Origin of the sequence: Klebsiella sp. 4_1_44FAA (genome assembly GCF_000238715.1) — a bacterium.
Classification (GTDB): Bacteria; Pseudomonadota; Gammaproteobacteria; order Enterobacterales; family Enterobacteriaceae; genus Klebsiella; species Klebsiella pneumoniae.
The window spans coordinates 242,071-258,146 of the sequence record NZ_JH414800.1 but is presented as its reverse complement, the minus strand read 5'-3'; the positions used below and the strand labels follow the sequence as shown (position 1 = coordinate 258,146).

Sequence of the window (16,076 nt, the reverse complement as noted above, 5' to 3'; positions counted from 1 at the left end):
CTGATGCAGTACATCCAACAACCGCAGGCGATCGAGGCGAAAAGCTTCGACATCATCAGCGAGATCATCGCCGAAACGCGACCGGACTACCGTTTCGCCAGCCCGCTGCACGAGGCGATTATCAAGCGGGTGATCCACACCACCGCTGACTTCGACTGGCTGGATATTCTGTGGTTTTCTCCGGATGCCCTGATCGCGCTGAGCGAGGCCTTGAGCCGGCCCTGCACGCTGTATACCGATACCACCATGGCGCTGTCCGGGATCAACAAAACCCTGCTGGCCCGCTTTGGCGGCGAATGCCGCTGCTATATCAGCGACCCGCGGGTGGTGCGCGAGGCGCAAAGCCGGGGGATGACCCGCTCGATGGCGGCGGTGGATATTGCGGTGCAGGAGCCCGGGGAGAAAGTGTTCGTCTTCGGCAATGCGCCAACCGCGCTGTTTCGCCTGCTGGAACATCGCGAGACCGCCATCGGCGGCGTGGTGGGGGTGCCGGTCGGGTTCGTCGGCGCGGCGGAGTCGAAAGCGGCGCTCAGCGAGAGCGGCCTGCCGGCCATCGCCGCGCTCGGCCGCAAAGGGGGAAGCAACGTGGCGGCAGCGATTGTGAACGCTCTGCTTTACCACCTGCGGGAGGCGCAATGAGCGATCAGACCTTTGACGCCCCGGTGTGGCATCACGGCAAAGCGCTGCGCAAGGGCTACACCACCGGCTCCTGCGCCACAGCGGCGGCAAAAGTGGCGGCGCTGATGGTGATGCGCCAGCATCTGATTCATCAGGTCTCGATCGTCACCCCCTCCGGCGTCACCCTGTGCCTGAACGTTGAGTCCCCGCACGTCGAAGGGCAGCAGGCGGTCGCCGCGATCCGTAAAGACGGCGGCGATGATGTCGACGCCACCCACGGCATGCTGATTTTTGCCCGGGTCACCCTCAATGACAGCGGAGAGATTAGCCTGCAGGGCGGGGAGGGCATCGGCACGGTGACCCGCAAAGGGATCGGCCTGCCGACAGGCAGCCCGGCGATAAACCGCACTCCGCGGCACACCATCGAGACCGCCGTGCGCGAAGCGATAGGTCCTACCCGCGGCGCGCAGGTGGAGATTTTTGCCCCGGAAGGCGCGCTTCGCGCGCAAAAACCTATAACGCCCGGCTGGGGATCCTCGGCGGCATCTCGATTATCGGCACCACGGGGATCGTTACCCCGATGTCGGAAGAGAGCTGGAAGCGCTCGCTCTCCCTCGAGCTGGAGATAAAACGCGCCGCCGGGCTGGAGCGCGTGGTGCTGGTGCCGGGCAACCACGGTGAGCGCTTTGTCCGCGAGCAGATGGGCATCGACCCGCAGATGGTGGTCACCATGAGCAACTTCGTCGGCTACATGATTGAAGAGGCGGTCCGGCTCGGTTTCCGCCAGATTGTGCTCATCGGCCATCCCGGCAAACTGATCAAAATCGCCGCCGGGATCTTTCATACCCACAGCCATATCGCCGATGCGCGGATGGAAACCCTCGTCGCTCATCTGGCGCTGCTTGGCGCGCCGCTGCCGCTGCTGACGCTGGTCAGCGAGTGCGACACCACCGAAGCGGCAATGGAGCATATCGACGCCTGGGGATTCCAGCGCCTCTATAACCATCTGGCTGAGCGAATCTGCCAGCGTGTTCTTGAGATGTTGCGCTTCACTCAGCAACCGCCCACCTGCGACGCGGTTCTGTTTTCTTTTGATAACCAGGTACTGGGCAGCAGCCGTCCGCTGGCGGCGATTGCCCGGGAGCTGACATGTTGACGGTCGTGGGAATGGGCCCGGCGGGGCTGCAGTGGCTGATCCCGGCCGCGCGCGAGGCAATCGCCGCCGCCGAGGCGCTGGTGGGCGGCAGCCGTCATCTCCAACAGTTTCCCGACTTCGCCGGCGAGCGCTTCGCGCTGGGGGCCGATATGCCGGCGCTGCTGGCGTGGATTGAGGCCCGTACCGGGCGCCGCGTCGTGGTGCTGGCCTCTGGCGACCCGCTGTTCTATGGCATTGGCACCCGGCTGATTGCCCATTTTGGCCGGGAACGAGTGCAGGTGATCCCCGGCATCAGCGCGGTGCAGTACCTCTGCGCCAGGGCGGGCATCGACATGAACGATATGTGGCTGACCAGCAGCCATGGCCGGGCGGTGAGCTTCGATGCGCTGGCCGCCCACCGGAAAGTCGCCATGGTGACCGACGGCCGCTGCGGACCGCGGGAGATAGCCGCCCAGCTGATGGCCCGCGGCAAAGGCCATCGCTGGATGGTGATAGGCGAGAACCTGGCGATGGAAAACGAGCGGATCCACTGGCTGCCGGTCAGCGCCGTGGAGGACGAATATGAGATGAATGCGGTGGTGATCCTCGATGAAAGATGAGCTGTTTTTGCGCGGCGCCCAGGTGCCGATGACCAAAGAGGCCGTGCGCGCGCTGGCGCTGGCGAAGCTGGAGCTGCACCGGGCGCGCCATCTGATTGATATCGGCGCGGGCACCGGCAGCGTCAGCATTGAGGCTGCTCTACAGAACCCGGCGCTGCGGGTGACGGCGATTGAGCGTCAGGCCGACGCGCTGCGCCTGCTGGCGGAGAACCGGCAGCGCTTTGGCTGCGACAACATCGCTATCGTGGCGGGCGTTGCGCCGCTGGCGGTCGCCGACAAAGCCGACGCGATCTTTATGGGGGGCAGCGGCGGCCACCTGACGGCGCTGATCGACTGGTCGCTGGCGCAGCTGCATCCCGGCGGCCGGCTGGTGATGACTTTTATTTTGCAGGAAAACCTTCATAGCGCTCTGGCGCACCTGCGGCAGAGCGGCATCCACGAGGTGGACTGCCAGCAGCTGGCGGTCTCCACCCTGGCTACCCTGGGCAGCGGCCACTACTTCAAACCCCATAATCCCGTTTTTGTCATCGCCTGTCAGAAGGAAGAAAACCATGGCTGAGACTTTTGATCCCCATTGCGTGTGGTTCGTCGGCGCCGGTCCGGGCGATCGCGAACTGATTACTCTCAAAGGCTACCGTCTGCTACAGCAGGCGCAGGTAGTGATCTACGCCGGGTCGCTGATCAACACCGAGCTACTGGCCTACTGTCCGCCACAGGCGGAGTGCCACGACAGCGCCGCGCTGCATCTGGAGCAGATCCTCGACCTGATGGAGGCGGGGGTGAAGGCGGGAAAAACGGTGGTGCGTCTGCAGACGGGCGACGTCTCGCTATATGGCTCGGTGCGCGAGCAGGGCGAAGAGCTGACCCGCCGCGGGATCCGCTGGCAGGTGGTGCCGGGCGTCAGCGCTTTCCTCGGCGCGGCGGCGGAGCTGGGGGTGGAGTACACGGTACCCGAAGTCTCGCAGAGTCTGATTATTACCCGTCTGGAAGGGCGCACGCCGGTTCCCGCGCGCGAACAGCTGGAAGCCTTTGCCAGCCATCAAACCTCGATGGCGATTTACCTGTCGGTGCAACGTATTCACCGGGTGGCGGAGCGGCTGGTGGAGGGCGGCTACCCCGCGACCACCCCGGTCGCGGTGATCTACAAGGCCACCTGGCCGGAAAGCCAGACCGTCCGCGGTACCCTCGCGGACATCGGCGACAAAGTACGCGACGCCGGGATCCGCAAAACGGCGCTGATCCTGGTCGGCCCCTTCCTCGGCGATGAGTATCACTACTCAAAACTGTACGCAGCGGATTTTAGCCATGAATACCGTAAAGCCTGAATCCATTGCCCTGTTTTGCCTGACGCCCGGCGGCGTGCGGCTGGCAAAACGGCTGGCGGCCATGCTGCCGCTTACCTGTTACAGCAGCGAAGCGCTGCAGGAAGAGGGGTTTATCCCCTTCAACGGCGGCTTTGCCAGCGCTGCCCGCGAGGCGTTCAGCAGCTTCTCGGCGCTGATTTTTATCGGCGCCACCGGGATTGCCGTGCGGGTGCTGGCCCCGCTGGTGAATGACAAGCTCAGCGACCCGGCGGTGGTGGTGATTGATGAGCGCGCCCGGCACGTCATCAGCTTGCTCTCCGGCCATGCCGGGGGGGCCAATGCGCTGACCCGCTATCTCGCCGGGATGCTCGACGCCGACCCGGTGATCACCACCGCCACCGACGTCAACGAGCTGTCCGCCCTCGACACGCTGGCCTTCCAGCTGAACGCCCGGATGACCGATTTTCGCGCGGCGGTGAAAACCGTTAACCAGATGCTGGTGAGCGGTAAGCGGGTGGGGCTGTGGTGCGACGGCGAATTCACCGGAGCGCTAAGCCGCTGCGACCGACGCGGGTTTATCCCGGTAAGCGACCTGGCGCGCTTGCCGGCGCTCGACGCCCTGATCTGCGTCACCCTGCGCCGGTCGCTGCCGCCGCTGCCGGTGCCTCACTGGAAGCTGGTGCCCCAGCGGGTGGTGGCGGGGATCGGCTGTCGGCGCGACACCCCCTGCGCGCTGCTCAGTACGTTGCTGGATCGCCAGCTTGCCGCTCAGCGTCTTGACCCGCTGGCGCTGAAAGCGATCGGCAGCGTGAGCCTGAAGGCAAACGAGCCGGGGTTGCGCCAGCTGGCTCACCGCTGCCGGGTGCCGTTCGAAACCTTCAGCGCCGAGGCGCTGCGCGAGCACGAGCACCGCTTTCCGGCCTCGTCTTTTGTCCGGGAGACGGTCGGCGTCGGCAGCGTCTCCGGCCCGGTGGCCTGGCTGCTGAGTCAGGGAAACCTGTCCGGCGAAACCCTGCGTGAGCAGGGCGTGACCATTACTTTGGGAGTAACACACTGATGTTAAGCGTAATCGGAATTGGCCCTGGCTCGCAGGCGATGATGACCATGGAAGCCGTGGAGGCCCTGCAGGCGGCAGAGATCGTGGTGGGCTACAAGACCTACACCCACCTGGTAAAAGCCTTTACCGGCGACAAGCAGGTGATCAAAACCGGCATGTGCAAAGAGATTGAGCGCTGCCAGGCGGCCATCGAGCTGGCGCAGGCCGGGCACAACGTTGCGCTGATCAGCAGCGGCGACGCCGGCATCTACGGCATGGCGGGGCTGGTGCTGGAGCTGGTTAATAAGCAGCAGCTGGACATTGAGGTCCGTCTGATCCCAGGGATGACGGCCAGTATCGCCGCCGCCTCGCTGCTCGGCGCGCCGCTGATGCATGATTTCTGCCATATCAGCCTTAGCGATCTGCTGACGCCCTGGCCGGTGATTGAAAAACGCATAGTCGCCGCCGGGGAAGCGGACTTCGTTATCTGTTTCTACAACCCCCGCAGCCGCGGCCGCGAAGGACATCTGGCGCGCGCCTTTACGCTGCTGGCGGCCAGTAAAAGCGCAGATACGCCGGTCGGCGTAGTCAAATCCGCCGGACGCAAAAAGCAGGAGAAATGGCTGACCACCCTCGGGGAGATGGATTTTGCCCCAGTGGATATGACCAGTCTGGTGATCGTTGGCAACAAAGCGACTTACATCGACAACGGCCTGATGATCACCCCGCGAGGCTACGCGCTGTGAATCACGGCGACGTGCTGGTTATCGGGGGCACCAGCGATGCGCGGGCGATCTGCCAGCAGCTGGACGCCGCCGACGTACGCTACACCCTGTCGGTGGCGACCCCTACCGGCGAGCGGCTGGCCGGCGATATCCGCGGGCAGATACGCTGCGGGCGTATGGAGTGGCAGCAGATGGCGGAGTGGCTCAGAGCGCAGCGCACCCGCTGGGTGATCGATGCCTCTCACCCCTACGCCGAGGTGGTCAGCCAGAATATTGTGCGCGCCTGCGCCAGCGTCGGGGTTCTGCTCAGCCGCTATCAAAGGCCGGAGCAGCTGAGCGATCTGCGCCATCCGCTACTTCACGTGGTCGGCGATCTGAACGAGGCCTGCGCGGTGGCTCGTCGCCTCGGCGAGCGGATCCTGCTGACCACCGGCAGCAAAGATCTGGCGGCCTGGCGGGCGGGACTGGCGGAGAAAACGCTGCTCGCCCGGGTGCTGCCGGTGCCGGAGGTGGTTCAGCACTGTAGCGATCTGGGGTTTGGCGTCGGGGAGATCTTCGCCCTCTGCGGGCCGTTCAGCGCCGAATTTAACGCCGCCTTTTATCGCCAGTGCCGGGCCGATGTTGTGGTGACGAAAGCCTCGGGGGCGGAAGGAGGCTATCAGGAAAAAGTACAACCCTGTCTTGATGCGGGGATCCCCTGCATCGTCATTACCCGTCCGGCACCGCTGGTGACGGGCGATGAACTACTGCAAAGCCAGGCCGATTTCACTGCGCGGCTGACGCGCTGGCTGTCGGCGACTTGAGGAAGAGGATATGAAAAAAGCACTTCTGGTGGTGAGCTTTGGCACCAGCTATCACGACACCCGCGAGAAGAACATCGCCGCCTGCGAGCGCGATCTGGCCGCCAGCTGCCCGGACCGCACGCTGTTCCGCGCCTTCACCTCGGGGATGATTATTCGCAAACTGCAGCAGCGCGATGGTATTCATATCGATACTCCGCTGCAGGCTCTGCAAAAGCTGGCCGAGCAGGGATACCAGGATGTGGCTATCCAGTCCCTGCACATTATCAACGGCGACGAGTACGAGAAGATCGTTCGCGAAGTGCAGAGCATGCGCCCGCGCTTTCAGCGTCTGACGCTGGGCGCGCCGCTGTTGAGCGGTCATGGCGATTATGTGCAGCTGATGCAGGCCCTGCGCCAGCAGATGCCGCCGCTGGCGGCGACGGAGCGAGTGGTGTTTATGGGGCACGGCGCCAGCCACCACGCCTTCGCGGCCTACGCCTGTCTGGATCATATGATGGCGGTGCAGGGTTTTCCGGCGCGGGTGGGGGCGGTGGAAAGCTATCCCGAAGTGGACATCGTCATTAACGAACTCTCCCGCCAGGGCGTGACCGGCGTGCATCTGATGCCGCTGATGCTGGTGGCCGGCGATCATGCCATTAATGATATGGCCTCCGACGAAGACGATTCGTGGAAAACCCGCTTCAATGCCGCCGGTATCCCCGCCACGCCGTGGCTTAACGGGTTAGGGGAGAATCCGGCGGTGCGGGCGATGTTTGTCGCCCATCTGCAGCAGGCGCTGAACGACACGATGGAGAAAGCAGCATGAGCGGCAAACTATATGCCCTGAGCAGCGGGCCGGGGGCGGCCGATCTGATCACCGTGCGTGCGGCGCGGATCCTCGGCCAGCTGGATGTGCTGTATGCGCCAGCCGGCCGCAAAGGCGGCGACAGCCTGGCGCTCTCCATCGTACGCGAGTACCTGGGCGCACACACGGAGGTCCGCTGCTGCCATTTTCCGATGAGCGCCGACAGCGCGGAAAAAGAGGCGGTGTGGAACGACGTTGCCGCGGCGCTGGCCCAGGAGGTGGCGGCGGGCAGGCAGGTCGGGTTTATCACCCTCGGCGACGCCATGTTGTTCAGCACCTGGGTCTTTCTGCTGCAGCGGATTGGCTGCCCGGAGTGGCTGGAGATTGTCCCTGGCGTTACCTCCTTCGCCGCCATTGCCGCCCGGGCGAAAACCCCGCTAGCCATGGAGCAGCAGTCGCTGGCGGTGATCTCCTGCACCGCGCCGGAAGCGGACATTGCCGCGGCGCTGCGCCAGCATGACAGTCTGGTGCTGATGAAAGTCTACGGCCGCTTCGCCCGCATTAAGGCGCTGCTGGCGCAGGCGGGGCTGCTGGATGCGGCGCTGATGATGTCAGAGGCCACCCTGCCGGGCGAGCAGTGCTGGCGCCGTCTGCGCGAGGTCAGCGATGACCAGCCGCTGCCCTATTTCTCGACCATTCTGGTTAACAAACAGTGGGAGGAGGCGTAATGAATCAGGTGAAATCGCTGAAGCAGCTTTCGTATGTGGGGCTGGCGGCCGCTGTTCTGCTGATCATCGTCCCGCAGGAGGCGTTCGCCATGCATATCATGGAGGGCTTTTTGCCGCCGATGTGGGCGCTGGCGTGGTGGCTGCTGTTTTTACCCTGCCTGTGGTACGGCCTGGTGCGCCTGCGGCGTATCGTTCAGGAAGAGAGCAATCAGAAGGTGCTGCTGGCCCTCTGCGGGGCGTTTATTTTTGTTCTTTCGGCGCTGAAGATCCCGTCGGTGACCGGCAGCTGCTCGCATCCGACCGGCGTCGGTCTGGCGGTGATCCTCTTCGGGCCGGGCGTGGTGGCGGTGCTGGGGGCGATCGTTCTGCTGTTCCAGGCGCTGCTGCTGGCGCATGGCGGCCTGACCACCCTTGGCGCCAACGGGATGTCGATGGCGGTGATCGGCCCGATGGTCGGCTATCTGGTGTGGAAGCTGGCCTGTCGGGCGGGGATCCGTCGCGATGTCGGGGTCTTTCTCTGCGCCATGCTGGCGGATCTGATGACCTACTTTATCACCTCCGTCCAGCTCGGGGTGGCCTTTCCCGATCCGGCAACCGGGGCAGGCGGATCGATCGCCAAGTTTATGGGCATTTTCTGTCTGACGCAGATCCCGATCGCCATCGCGGAAGGCTTGCTCACCGTGATGATCTACGATCAGCTAACCAAACGGCGGCTGATCGCCGCGGAGGGACATTAATATGAAAAAGCCCCTGATCCTGTTGGCGATGGTGGCCGCCCTGATGATCCTGCCATTTTTTATTAACCACGGCGGCGAGTTTGGCGGCTCGGACGGCGAAGCGGAGAGCCAGATCCAGGTGGTGGCGCCGGATTATCAACCCTGGTTCCAGCCGCTATATAAACCGGCGAGCGGCGAGATTGAGAGCCTGCTGTTTACCCTGCAGGGCTCGCTGGGCGCGGCGGTGATTTTTTACATTCTCGGATACGCGAGGGGCAGACAGCGCCGTGATGACCGGGTTTGACCGACTCAGCTACCAGAGCCGCTGGCTGCAGGTGGCGCCAGAGCGGAAGTTTCTGCTCTGGCTGCTGCTGATGGCGCTGGCCTTTACGCTGCCGGCGTGGGGCCAGGCGCTGACGCTGGCGCTGACCGCCGCGCTGACCTGCTGGCTGCTGCGGGTCTCATTCTGGCGCTGGTGCCGCTGGATGGCGCTACCCTTTGGCTTTTTGCTGGTCGGCGTGCTGACCATTCTGTTCAGCGTCAGCCGCGATCCGCAGATGCTGTTAGCGAGCTTTCGGCTGGGCGCTTTCTCGATAGGGATTTCCGCCCCGGGGCTGGCCGTGGCCGGGGAGACCTTCTGGCGCAGCCTGGCGGCGATGGCGGCGACGCTCTGGCTGGTGCTTAATCTGCCTTTCCCGCAGTTGATTATTTTACTCAAGCGCGGTCGCGTACCGCGGCTGTTGACGGAGCAGATCCTGCTGACCTGGCGCTTCATTTTTATTCTGTTGGACGAGGCGATGGCGATTCACCGCGCGCAAACCCTGCGTTTTGGCTATGGTAGCGTGCCGCAGGGCTATCGCTCGCTGGCGATGCTGGTGGGACTGCTGTTCACCCGCGTCCTCCTGCGCTATCAGCAGATGAGCACGGCGCTGGATATCAAATTGTACCAGGGTGATTTTCACCTCTAAGGATAAGTATGCTTGCCACAACCGATCTCTGGTTTCGCTATCAGGATGAGCCGGTACTTAAAGGGCTGACGCTGGATTTTTCCCGCCATGCGGTGACCGGCCTGGTGGGGGCCAACGGCTGCGGAAAGTCGACGCTGTTTATGAACCTGAGCGGCCTGCTGCGCCCGCAGCAGGGGGCGGTGCTGTGGCAGGGAGAGGCGCTGAATTACAGCAAGCGCGGTCTGCTGGCGCTGCGCCAGCAGGTGGCGACGGTATTTCAGGATCCGGATCAGCAAATATTCTATACCGATATCGACAGCGATATCGCTTTTAGTCTGCGTAACCTCGGGGTGGCGGAAGAGGAGATCGCCCGCCGGGTGGATGAGGCGTTGACCCTCGTCGATGCCCAGGGGTTTCGCCAGCAGCCGATCCAGTGCCTCAGCCATGGGCAGAAAAAACGGGTGGCAATCGCCGGGGCGCTGGTGCTGCAGGCGCGCTACCTGCTGCTTGACGAGCCCACCGCGGGCCTCGATCCACGCGGGCGGGCGCAGATGATCGCCATCATCCGCCGCATTGTCGGGCAGGGGCGGCGCGTGGTGATCTCCAGCCACGATATCGATCTGATCTATGAGGTGAGCGACGCCGTTTACGTGCTGCGTCACGGCGAAGTACTGGCCGCGGGGGATCCCGGCGAGGTATTTGCCTGCGCGGAGACGATGGACAGGGCGGGATTGACGCAGCCGTGGCTGGTGAAACTTCATAGCGAACTGGGGCTGCCGCTGTGTAAAACCGAGGCGGAGTTTTTTCAGCGGATGCACAACAACGCGATAGGCGCGATAAAGGAGGCGTCATGACGCTGGCAGTGATGTTGCAGGGCACGGCTTCCGACGTTGGGAAAAGCGTGCTGGTGGCGGGACTGTGCCGCATTTTTCATCAGGATGGGCTGCGTACCGCGCCGTTTAAATCACAGAATATGGCGCTGAACTCCGGCATTACGCCGGATGGCAAAGAGATGGGCCGGGCGCAGATTTTCCAGGCCGAAGCGGCCGGGATTGCGCCGGATGTCCGCATGAATCCGATTTTGCTCAAGCCCACCAGCGACCGTCAGGCGCAGGTGGTGCTGATGGGGCAGGTGGCGACCAGCATGGATGCGGTGAGCTATCACCAGTACAAGCCGCGCCTGCGCGAGCAGATCCTCGCGGTCTACCAGAGCCTGGCCGGAGAGTATGAGGCGCTGGTGTTGGAAGGCGCCGGCAGTCCGGCGGAGATTAACCTGCGCGACCGCGATATCGTCAATATGGGCATGGCCGAGATGGCGCAATGCCCGGTGATCCTGGTGGCCGATATCGACCGCGGCGGGGTGTTTGCCGCGATTTACGGCACGCTGGCGCTGCTGCAGCCTCAGGAGCGGGCGCGGGTGAAAGGGGTGATCATCAATAAATTCCGCGGCGATGTGGCGCTCCTGCGCTCCGGGATAGAGCAAATCGAGGCGTTGACCGGGGTGCCGGTGCTGGGCGTTATGCCATGGCTTGACGTGGATCTTGAGGATGAGGACGGCGTCGCGCTGCAGGCCGGGAAATACCATCGCACCGACCGGCGCGACATCGACATCGCCGTGGTTCACCTGCCGCATATCGCCAATTTTACCGACTTTAACGCCCTGGCGGTGCAGCCAGACGTCCGGGTGCGCTATGTCCGCGATCCGCAGGCGCTGGCCGACGCCGACCTGGTCATTCTCCCGGGCAGTAAAAATACCCTCGGCGATCTGTGCTGGCTGCGCGAGAGCGGCATGGCGCACGCGGTCGAGCAGGCCCGGCAGCGCAAGGTGCCGCTGCTGGGGATCTGCGGCGGCTATCAGATGCTGGGCGAAACCATTATCGATGAGGTGGAGTCTGGCCTTGGCGCCCAGCCCGGGCTGGGGGTGCTGAAGACCGTGACCCACTTCGCCCAGCACAAAACCACCACCCAGGTGCAGGCGACCCTGGGGTCTGCGCTCCCGGATTGGTTAGCCGACGCGGCGAGGCTGCGCGTCAGTGGCTATGAAATTCATATGGGCGAGACGCGCCGCGAGGCAGGCTGCCCGCCGCTGCTGCAGCTGCATAAAGCGGGGCAGGCAGTGGACGACGGGGCGATAAGCGACGACGGCCTGGCGTTCGGCACCTATCTCCATGGCCTGTTCGACAGCGATGCCTTTACCCGGGCGCTGCTCAACGGCCTGCGCCAGCGCAAAGGGCTGGCGCCGCTGGACAGCGCCCTGGAGTATGCCCGCTATAAAACCCGGCAGTTTGATCGGCTGGCCGAGGCCATGCGCGAACATATCGCCATCGATAAAATTTACGCCATCATGCGCCAACATCAGGAGCCCCTATGCTGACTCTGGTTACCGGCGGCGCGCGCAGCGGCAAAAGTCGCCATGCCGAGGCGCTGATTGCCGATGCGCCGCAGGTGTTATATATCGCCACCTCGCAAATCTTTGACGACGAGATGGCCGCAAGGATCCAGCATCATCGCGACGGCAGGCCCGCCCACTGGCGCACCGCCGAGCGCTGGCAGCAGCTTGATGAACTGATCACCCCGGCTATCGCCCCAGAGGAGGCGATTTTGCTGGAATGCATCACCACCATGGTCACCAACCTGCTGTTCGCGCTCGGCGGCGACAGCGACCCCGACGGCTGGGATTACGCCGCCATGGAACGGGCTATTGATGACGAAATTGGCGTGCTGATTGCCGCCTGTCAGCGCTGTCCGGCGCACGTCGTGCTGGTGACCAACGAGGTGGGGATGGGCATTGTGCCGGAGAACCGCCTGGCGCGGCATTTTCGCGATATTGCCGGGCGGGTCAATCAGCGCCTGGCGGCCGCGGCGGATGCGGTCTGGCTGGTGGTCTCCGGCATCGGCGTCAAAATCAAATAACTCAATCGCTGGCTGACTGGGCCAGCCCTGGCAGGGATTCTGTATGCAAAATTTAAACACGGTTCTGCGGGCGATCCCCGCGCCGGACACCGACGCCATGGCGCGGGCACAGCAACACATCGACGGCTTACTCAAGCCCCCCGGCAGCCTCGGGCGTCTGGAGGCGCTGGCGGTGCAGCTGGCGGGAATGCCCGGCCTGGGCGGCCAGCCGCAGGTGGCGAAAAAGGCCCTGCTGGTGATGTGCGCCGACCATGGAGTGTGGGACGAAGGGGTGGCGATTTCGCCGAAGGCGGTCACCGCCATCCAGGCGGCAAATATGACCCGCGGCACCACCGGCGTCTGCGTGCTCGCCGCCCAGGCCGGGGCGAAAGTGCATGTAATTGATGTCGGTATCGATAGCAAACCGCTGCCCGGCGTGGTGAATATGCGGGTGGCGCGGGGCTGCGGCAATATTACCCGCGGCCCGGCGATGAGCCGTGAGCAGGGGCAGGAGCTGTTGCTGGAGGTGATGCGCTACACCCGCGCGCTGGCCCAGGAGGGCGTTACCCTGTTTGGCGTCGGCGAACTGGGGATGGCCAATACCACGCCGGCGGCAGCGATCGTCAGCGTTTTGACCGGCAGCGATGCGCAGGAGGTGGTCGGGATTGGCGCCAATCTGCCGCTGGCGAAGGTTGGCAACAAGGTGGAGGTGGTGCGGCGGGCTATCGCCGTCAATCAGCCCGACCCGAATGATGGCCTCGACGTACTGAGCAAAGTCGGTGGTTTCGATCTGCTGGGGATGACCGGTGTCATGCTGGGGGCGGCGTCCTGTGGGCTGCCGGTGGTGCTGGATGGCTTTCTCTCCTACGCGGCGGCGCTGGCGGCGTGTCAGATAGCGCCGGAGGTGAAACCGTATCTGATCCCGTCCCACTATTCGGCGGAGAAGGGGGCGCGTATCGCGCTGGCGCACCTGGGTCTCGAACCGTATCTCAATATGGGCATGCGTCTGGGAGAAGGCAGCGGCGCGGCGCTGGCGATGCCGATCGTCGAGGCGGCCTGCGCGATGTACCATCGCATGGGCATGCTGGCGGCAAGCAATATTGTGTTACCGAAGGGGTAAGCAGGAGATGGGGGCGGCAATGGCCGTTCCCGTTTTCGGCAGAGGTTTTGCCGGCGGCAGAAACAAAAAAACACCCTTGAGGGTGTTTGTAATGTTGGTTGCGGGGGCCGGATTTGAACCGACGACCTTCGGGTTATGAGCCCGACGAGCTACCAGGCTGCTCCACCCCGCGTCACCGTACTGCTTCACTTTGTCAAATTTGATTGGTTGCGGGGGCCGGATTTGAACCGACGACCTTCGGGTTATGAGCCCGACGAGCTACCAGGCTGCTCCACCCCGCGTCACCGTACTGCTTTACTTCATCAAATTTTAATTGGTTGCGGGGGCCGGATTTGAACCGACGACCTTCGGGTTATGAGCCCGACGAGCTACCAGGCTGCTCCACCCCGCGTCCGTGGAAGCGCACTATACTCCGCTAGCGAGATGATGCAACCTTTTTTCGACCAAATCGACATTTTTGTAAGAATTGGCTTATAAAACGCCATGTTGTGGTGTTTTTTTACACAAATCTGTGCCATCGATGAGATCGCGCATTTCAATAGCTCCGGCGCTTTGTTATCTTCAACACGCACTAAGGCTTCGCAGCAAAAGATGAGACACCATGAAAGGACGTTGGGCAAAATATGTAGCGACGGGGGCAATGCTGGCCATGCTCGCCGCCTGTTCCTCAAAACCGACCGACCGCGGTCAGCAATATAGCGATGGCAAGTTCACCCAGCCGTTTTCACTGGTAAACCAGCCGGATGCCGTCGGGGCGCCGATCAACGCCGGCGACTTCTCCGAGCAGGTTAATCAAATTCGTAACGCCTCGCCACGCCTCTATAATAGCCAGAGCAACGTCTATAACGCGCTGCAGGAGTGGCTGCGCGCCGGCGGCGACACCCGTACGCTGCGCCAGTTTGGCATCGACGCCTGGCAGATGCAGGGCGTCGACAACTATGGCAACGTCCAGTTTACCGGCTACTACACGCCGGTGGTGCAGGCGCGCCACACCCGTCAGGGCGAATTCCAGTACCCCATTTACCGTATGCCGCCAAAGCGCGGTAAGCTGCCTTCCCGCGCCAGCATCTATGCCGGCGCGCTGAGCGATAACTATGTGCTGGCGTACAGCAACTCGTTGATGGATAACTTCATCATGGACGTGCAGGGCAGCGGCTATATCGACTTTGGCGATGGTTCGCCGCTCAACTTCTTTAGCTATGCCGGGAAAAACGGCTGGCCCTATCGCAGCATCGGCAAAGTGCTGATCGACCGCGGGGAAGTGAAGAAAGAAGATATGTCGATGCAGGCGATCCGCGAGTGGGGTGAAAAGCACAGCGAAGCGGAAGTGCGCGAGCTGCTGGAGCAGAACCCGTCGTTCGTGTTCTTTAAACCGCAGTCTTTCGCGCCGGTGAAAGGGGCCAGCGCTGTGCCGCTGATCGGCCGCGCCTCGGTGGCCTCCGACCGGTCGATTATTCCGCCGGGAACCACCTTGCTGGCCGAGGTGCCTCTGCTGGATAATAACGGCAAGTTTAACGGCCAGTACGAACTGCGCCTGATGGTCGCCCTCGACGTCGGCGGGGCCATCAAGGGCCAGCATTTCGACATCTATCAGGGCATTGGGCCTGACGCAGGCCACCGTGCCGGCTGGTATAACCACTACGGCCGCGTATGGGTGCTGAAAAACGCCCCGGGCGCGGGGAATGTTTTTAGCGGCTAACCCCCCTGGCCGTGCCTGTTGACCAGGGCGCCCGGATGACGCCGCTTGCGGCGGCCTCCGGGCGCTGTCATTTTGTTCTGAGGTTCTATGTCTGTTGTAATCAGCGATGCCTGGCGCCAGCGTTTTGGCGGTACGGCACGTTTATATGGTGAAAAAGCGCTGCAATGTTTTGCCGACGCCCACGTCTGCGTGGTCGGGATCGGCGGGGTCGGCTCCTGGGCGGCGGAAGCGCTGGCGCGGACCGGCATCGGGGCGATCACCCTTATCGATATGGACGATGTCTGCGTCACCAACACCAATCGTCAGATCCACGCCCTCAGCGGCAACGTCGGGCTGGCGAAAGCGGAGGTGATGGCGGAGCGTATTCGTCTCATCAACCCGGAGTGTCGGGTGACGGTGGTGGATGATTTCGTGACCCCGGAAAACGTGGCGGAATATCTTGGCGTCGGCTTTAGCTATGTTATCGACGCGATCGATAGCGTCCGGCCGAAAGCGGCGCTTATCGCCTGGTGTCGCCGCTACAAGGTGCCGCTGGTGACTACCGGCGGGGCGGGTGGTCAGATTGACCCAACGCAGATCCAGGTCGCTGACCTGGCGAAGACCATCCAGGATCCGCTGGCGGCCAAACTGCGCGAGCGGCTGAAAAGCCAGTTTGGGGTGGTGAAAAACAGCAAAGGTAAGCTCGGTGTAGACTGCGTCTTCTCTACGGAAGCGCTGGTCTACCCGCAGGCGGACGGCAGCGTCTGCGCAATGAAGAGCACGGCGGAAGGGCCGAAGCGGATGGACTGCGCTTCCGGCTTTGGCGCGGCGACGATGGTGACCGCGACCTTCGGCTTCGTCGCGGTGTCGCATGCCCTGAAGAAGATGCTGGCGAAAGCGCAGCGTGACGCTGCGGCTGCCGGAAAGTAGTTTGCCCACCGGGCGCGGCGGCGGGAAAGCGAAATCGTGA

At 63.3% G+C, this 16,076-nt stretch carries 18 protein-coding genes, 3 tRNA genes and 1 pseudogene; 19 read left to right on the top strand and 3 right to left on the bottom strand.

Annotated elements, in window-relative coordinates; all coding sequences use genetic code 11:
• The first annotated feature begins 3 nt into the window (after window positions 1-3).
• From HMPREF1024_RS14150 to cobT, 17 genes and pseudogenes are all read left to right on the top strand, one after another.
• Window positions 4-639 (top strand): cobalt-precorrin-8 methylmutase, encoded by a 636-nt coding sequence (locus tag HMPREF1024_RS14150; protein ID WP_002915711.1) that lies wholly within the window; start codon window positions 4-6, stop codon window positions 637-639.
• A pseudogene (cbiD, locus tag HMPREF1024_RS30620) lies at window positions 636-1,774 on the top strand (cobalt-precorrin-5B (C(1))-methyltransferase CbiD). The gene HMPREF1024_RS14150 and the pseudogene cbiD overlap by 4 nt, the downstream one beginning before the upstream one ends.
• A complete protein-coding gene (locus HMPREF1024_RS14155; protein WP_004174583.1) occupies window positions 1,768-2,373 on the top strand; it encodes a cobalt-precorrin-7 (C(5))-methyltransferase in 606 nt (201 codons plus the stop codon). The pseudogene cbiD and the gene HMPREF1024_RS14155 overlap by 7 nt, the downstream one beginning before the upstream one ends.
• Window positions 2,363-2,932 (top strand): decarboxylating cobalt-precorrin-6B (C(15))-methyltransferase, encoded by a 570-nt coding sequence (locus HMPREF1024_RS14160; protein WP_002915684.1) that lies wholly within the window; start codon window positions 2,363-2,365, stop codon window positions 2,930-2,932. The genes HMPREF1024_RS14155 and HMPREF1024_RS14160 overlap by 11 nt, the downstream gene beginning before the upstream one ends.
• On the top strand, window positions 2,925-3,698 hold the full coding sequence (locus HMPREF1024_RS14165) for a cobalt-precorrin-4 methyltransferase (protein ID WP_004149602.1): 774 nt from the start codon (window positions 2,925-2,927) through the stop codon (window positions 3,696-3,698). Before HMPREF1024_RS14160 ends, HMPREF1024_RS14165 begins: the two co-directional genes overlap by 8 nt.
• Complete coding sequence (gene cbiG, locus HMPREF1024_RS14170) at window positions 3,679-4,734, top strand: cobalt-precorrin 5A hydrolase (protein ID WP_009308554.1); 1,056 nt, start codon at window positions 3,679-3,681, stop codon at window positions 4,732-4,734. The genes HMPREF1024_RS14165 and cbiG overlap by 20 nt, the downstream gene beginning before the upstream one ends.
• Entirely contained in the window at window positions 4,734-5,459 is a 726-nt protein-coding gene (locus HMPREF1024_RS14175; RefSeq protein ID WP_004214523.1) for a precorrin-3B C(17)-methyltransferase, read from the top strand. Before cbiG ends, HMPREF1024_RS14175 begins: the two co-directional genes overlap by 1 nt.
• Window positions 5,456-6,241: a cobalt-precorrin-6A reductase gene (locus HMPREF1024_RS14180; RefSeq protein WP_002915627.1), complete on the top strand. Its 786-nt coding sequence runs from the start codon at window positions 5,456-5,458 to the stop codon at window positions 6,239-6,241. Before HMPREF1024_RS14175 ends, HMPREF1024_RS14180 begins: the two co-directional genes overlap by 4 nt.
• A 10-nt stretch (window positions 6,242-6,251) precedes the next feature.
• Window positions 6,252-7,046, top strand: a complete 795-nt coding sequence (locus tag HMPREF1024_RS14185; protein WP_004174588.1) for a sirohydrochlorin cobaltochelatase — start codon at window positions 6,252-6,254, stop codon at window positions 7,044-7,046.
• The gene (locus HMPREF1024_RS14190; RefSeq protein ID WP_002915624.1) at window positions 7,043-7,753 is read left to right on the top strand and encodes a cobalt-factor II C(20)-methyltransferase; all 711 of its coding nucleotides are present in this window, start codon (window positions 7,043-7,045) and stop codon (window positions 7,751-7,753) included. Before HMPREF1024_RS14185 ends, HMPREF1024_RS14190 begins: the two co-directional genes overlap by 4 nt.
• Window positions 7,753-8,490, top strand: coding sequence for a cobalt ECF transporter S component CbiM (gene cbiM / locus HMPREF1024_RS14195; RefSeq protein WP_009308553.1), 738 nt, complete (start codon window positions 7,753-7,755; stop codon window positions 8,488-8,490). Before HMPREF1024_RS14190 ends, cbiM begins: the two co-directional genes overlap by 1 nt.
• 1 nt (window position 8,491) lies before the next feature.
• Window positions 8,492-8,773, top strand: coding sequence for an energy-coupling factor ABC transporter substrate-binding protein (locus HMPREF1024_RS14200; RefSeq protein ID WP_009308552.1), 282 nt, complete (start codon window positions 8,492-8,494; stop codon window positions 8,771-8,773).
• Window positions 8,760-9,437, top strand: a complete 678-nt coding sequence (locus tag HMPREF1024_RS14205) for an energy-coupling factor ABC transporter transmembrane protein (protein ID WP_009308551.1) — start codon at window positions 8,760-8,762, stop codon at window positions 9,435-9,437. Before HMPREF1024_RS14200 ends, HMPREF1024_RS14205 begins: the two co-directional genes overlap by 14 nt.
• Before the next feature lie 8 nt (window positions 9,438-9,445).
• Window positions 9,446-10,270 (top strand): energy-coupling factor ABC transporter ATP-binding protein, encoded by an 825-nt coding sequence (locus HMPREF1024_RS14210; protein WP_002915614.1) that lies wholly within the window; start codon window positions 9,446-9,448, stop codon window positions 10,268-10,270.
• A complete protein-coding gene (locus HMPREF1024_RS14215) occupies window positions 10,267-11,790 on the top strand; it encodes a cobyric acid synthase (RefSeq protein ID WP_009308550.1) in 1,524 nt (507 codons plus the stop codon). The genes HMPREF1024_RS14210 and HMPREF1024_RS14215 overlap by 4 nt, the downstream gene beginning before the upstream one ends.
• Complete coding sequence (gene cobU / locus HMPREF1024_RS14220; protein ID WP_004174597.1) at window positions 11,784-12,329, top strand: bifunctional adenosylcobinamide kinase/adenosylcobinamide-phosphate guanylyltransferase; 546 nt, start codon at window positions 11,784-11,786, stop codon at window positions 12,327-12,329. The genes HMPREF1024_RS14215 and cobU overlap by 7 nt, the downstream gene beginning before the upstream one ends.
• 43 nt (window positions 12,330-12,372) lie before the next feature.
• Entirely contained in the window at window positions 12,373-13,428 is a 1,056-nt protein-coding gene (gene cobT / locus HMPREF1024_RS14225) for a nicotinate-nucleotide--dimethylbenzimidazole phosphoribosyltransferase (RefSeq protein WP_009308549.1), read from the top strand.
• A gap of 95 nt (window positions 13,429-13,523) precedes the next feature.
• On the opposite strand, the gene HMPREF1024_RS14230 is transcribed toward cobT, so the two are convergent.
• The 3 genes from HMPREF1024_RS14230 to HMPREF1024_RS14240 all read right to left on the bottom strand — a co-directional run bounded on the left by HMPREF1024_RS14230 (window position 13,524) and on the right by HMPREF1024_RS14240 (window position 13,819).
• Window positions 13,524-13,600 (bottom strand) — tRNA-Met (locus HMPREF1024_RS14230).
• A 32-nt stretch (window positions 13,601-13,632) separates the two neighbouring features.
• Window positions 13,633-13,709: transfer RNA gene (locus HMPREF1024_RS14235), tRNA-Met, on the bottom strand.
• A gap of 33 nt (window positions 13,710-13,742) precedes the next feature.
• Window positions 13,743-13,819 (bottom strand) — tRNA-Met (locus tag HMPREF1024_RS14240).
• A gap of 210 nt (window positions 13,820-14,029) precedes the next feature.
• Here HMPREF1024_RS14240 and mltA point away from each other — a divergent pair.
• Window positions 14,030-15,127, top strand: a complete 1,098-nt coding sequence (mltA, locus tag HMPREF1024_RS14245) for a murein transglycosylase A (RefSeq protein WP_002915579.1) — start codon at window positions 14,030-14,032, stop codon at window positions 15,125-15,127.
• An 87-nt stretch (window positions 15,128-15,214) separates the two neighbouring features.
• Window positions 15,215-16,036 carry a tRNA cyclic N6-threonylcarbamoyladenosine(37) synthase TcdA gene (tcdA, locus tag HMPREF1024_RS14250; RefSeq protein WP_004174602.1) on the top strand — a complete coding sequence of 274 codons (822 nt, stop codon included), beginning with the start codon at window positions 15,215-15,217 and terminating at the stop codon, window positions 16,034-16,036.
• The last annotated feature ends 40 nt before the right edge of the window (window positions 16,037-16,076 follow it).

Coding starts and splice junctions, on each gene's coding strand:
- HMPREF1024_RS14150 (WP_002915711.1), top strand. CDS start 4: ATGCAGTACATCCAACAACCGCAGGCGATCGAGGCGAAAAGCTTCGAC.
- HMPREF1024_RS14155 (WP_004174583.1), top strand. CDS start 1,768: ATGTTGACGGTCGTGGGAATGGGCCCGGCGGGGCTGCAGTGGCTGATC.
- HMPREF1024_RS14160 (WP_002915684.1), top strand. CDS start 2,363: ATGAAAGATGAGCTGTTTTTGCGCGGCGCCCAGGTGCCGATGACCAAA.
- HMPREF1024_RS14165 (WP_004149602.1), top strand. CDS start 2,925: ATGGCTGAGACTTTTGATCCCCATTGCGTGTGGTTCGTCGGCGCCGGT.
- cbiG (WP_009308554.1), top strand. CDS start 3,679: ATGAATACCGTAAAGCCTGAATCCATTGCCCTGTTTTGCCTGACGCCC.
- HMPREF1024_RS14175 (WP_004214523.1), top strand. CDS start 4,734: ATGTTAAGCGTAATCGGAATTGGCCCTGGCTCGCAGGCGATGATGACC.
- HMPREF1024_RS14185 (WP_004174588.1), top strand. CDS start 6,252: ATGAAAAAAGCACTTCTGGTGGTGAGCTTTGGCACCAGCTATCACGAC.
- HMPREF1024_RS14190 (WP_002915624.1), top strand. CDS start 7,043: ATGAGCGGCAAACTATATGCCCTGAGCAGCGGGCCGGGGGCGGCCGAT.
- cbiM (WP_009308553.1), top strand. CDS start 7,753: ATGAATCAGGTGAAATCGCTGAAGCAGCTTTCGTATGTGGGGCTGGCG.
- HMPREF1024_RS14200 (WP_009308552.1), top strand. CDS start 8,492: ATGAAAAAGCCCCTGATCCTGTTGGCGATGGTGGCCGCCCTGATGATC.
- HMPREF1024_RS14205 (WP_009308551.1), top strand. CDS start 8,760: ATGACCGGGTTTGACCGACTCAGCTACCAGAGCCGCTGGCTGCAGGTG.
- HMPREF1024_RS14210 (WP_002915614.1), top strand. CDS start 9,446: ATGCTTGCCACAACCGATCTCTGGTTTCGCTATCAGGATGAGCCGGTA.
- HMPREF1024_RS14215 (WP_009308550.1), top strand. CDS start 10,267: ATGACGCTGGCAGTGATGTTGCAGGGCACGGCTTCCGACGTTGGGAAA.
- cobU (WP_004174597.1), top strand. CDS start 11,784: ATGCTGACTCTGGTTACCGGCGGCGCGCGCAGCGGCAAAAGTCGCCAT.
- cobT (WP_009308549.1), top strand. CDS start 12,373: ATGCAAAATTTAAACACGGTTCTGCGGGCGATCCCCGCGCCGGACACC.
- mltA (WP_002915579.1), top strand. CDS start 14,030: ATGAAAGGACGTTGGGCAAAATATGTAGCGACGGGGGCAATGCTGGCC.
- tcdA (WP_004174602.1), top strand. CDS start 15,215: ATGTCTGTTGTAATCAGCGATGCCTGGCGCCAGCGTTTTGGCGGTACG.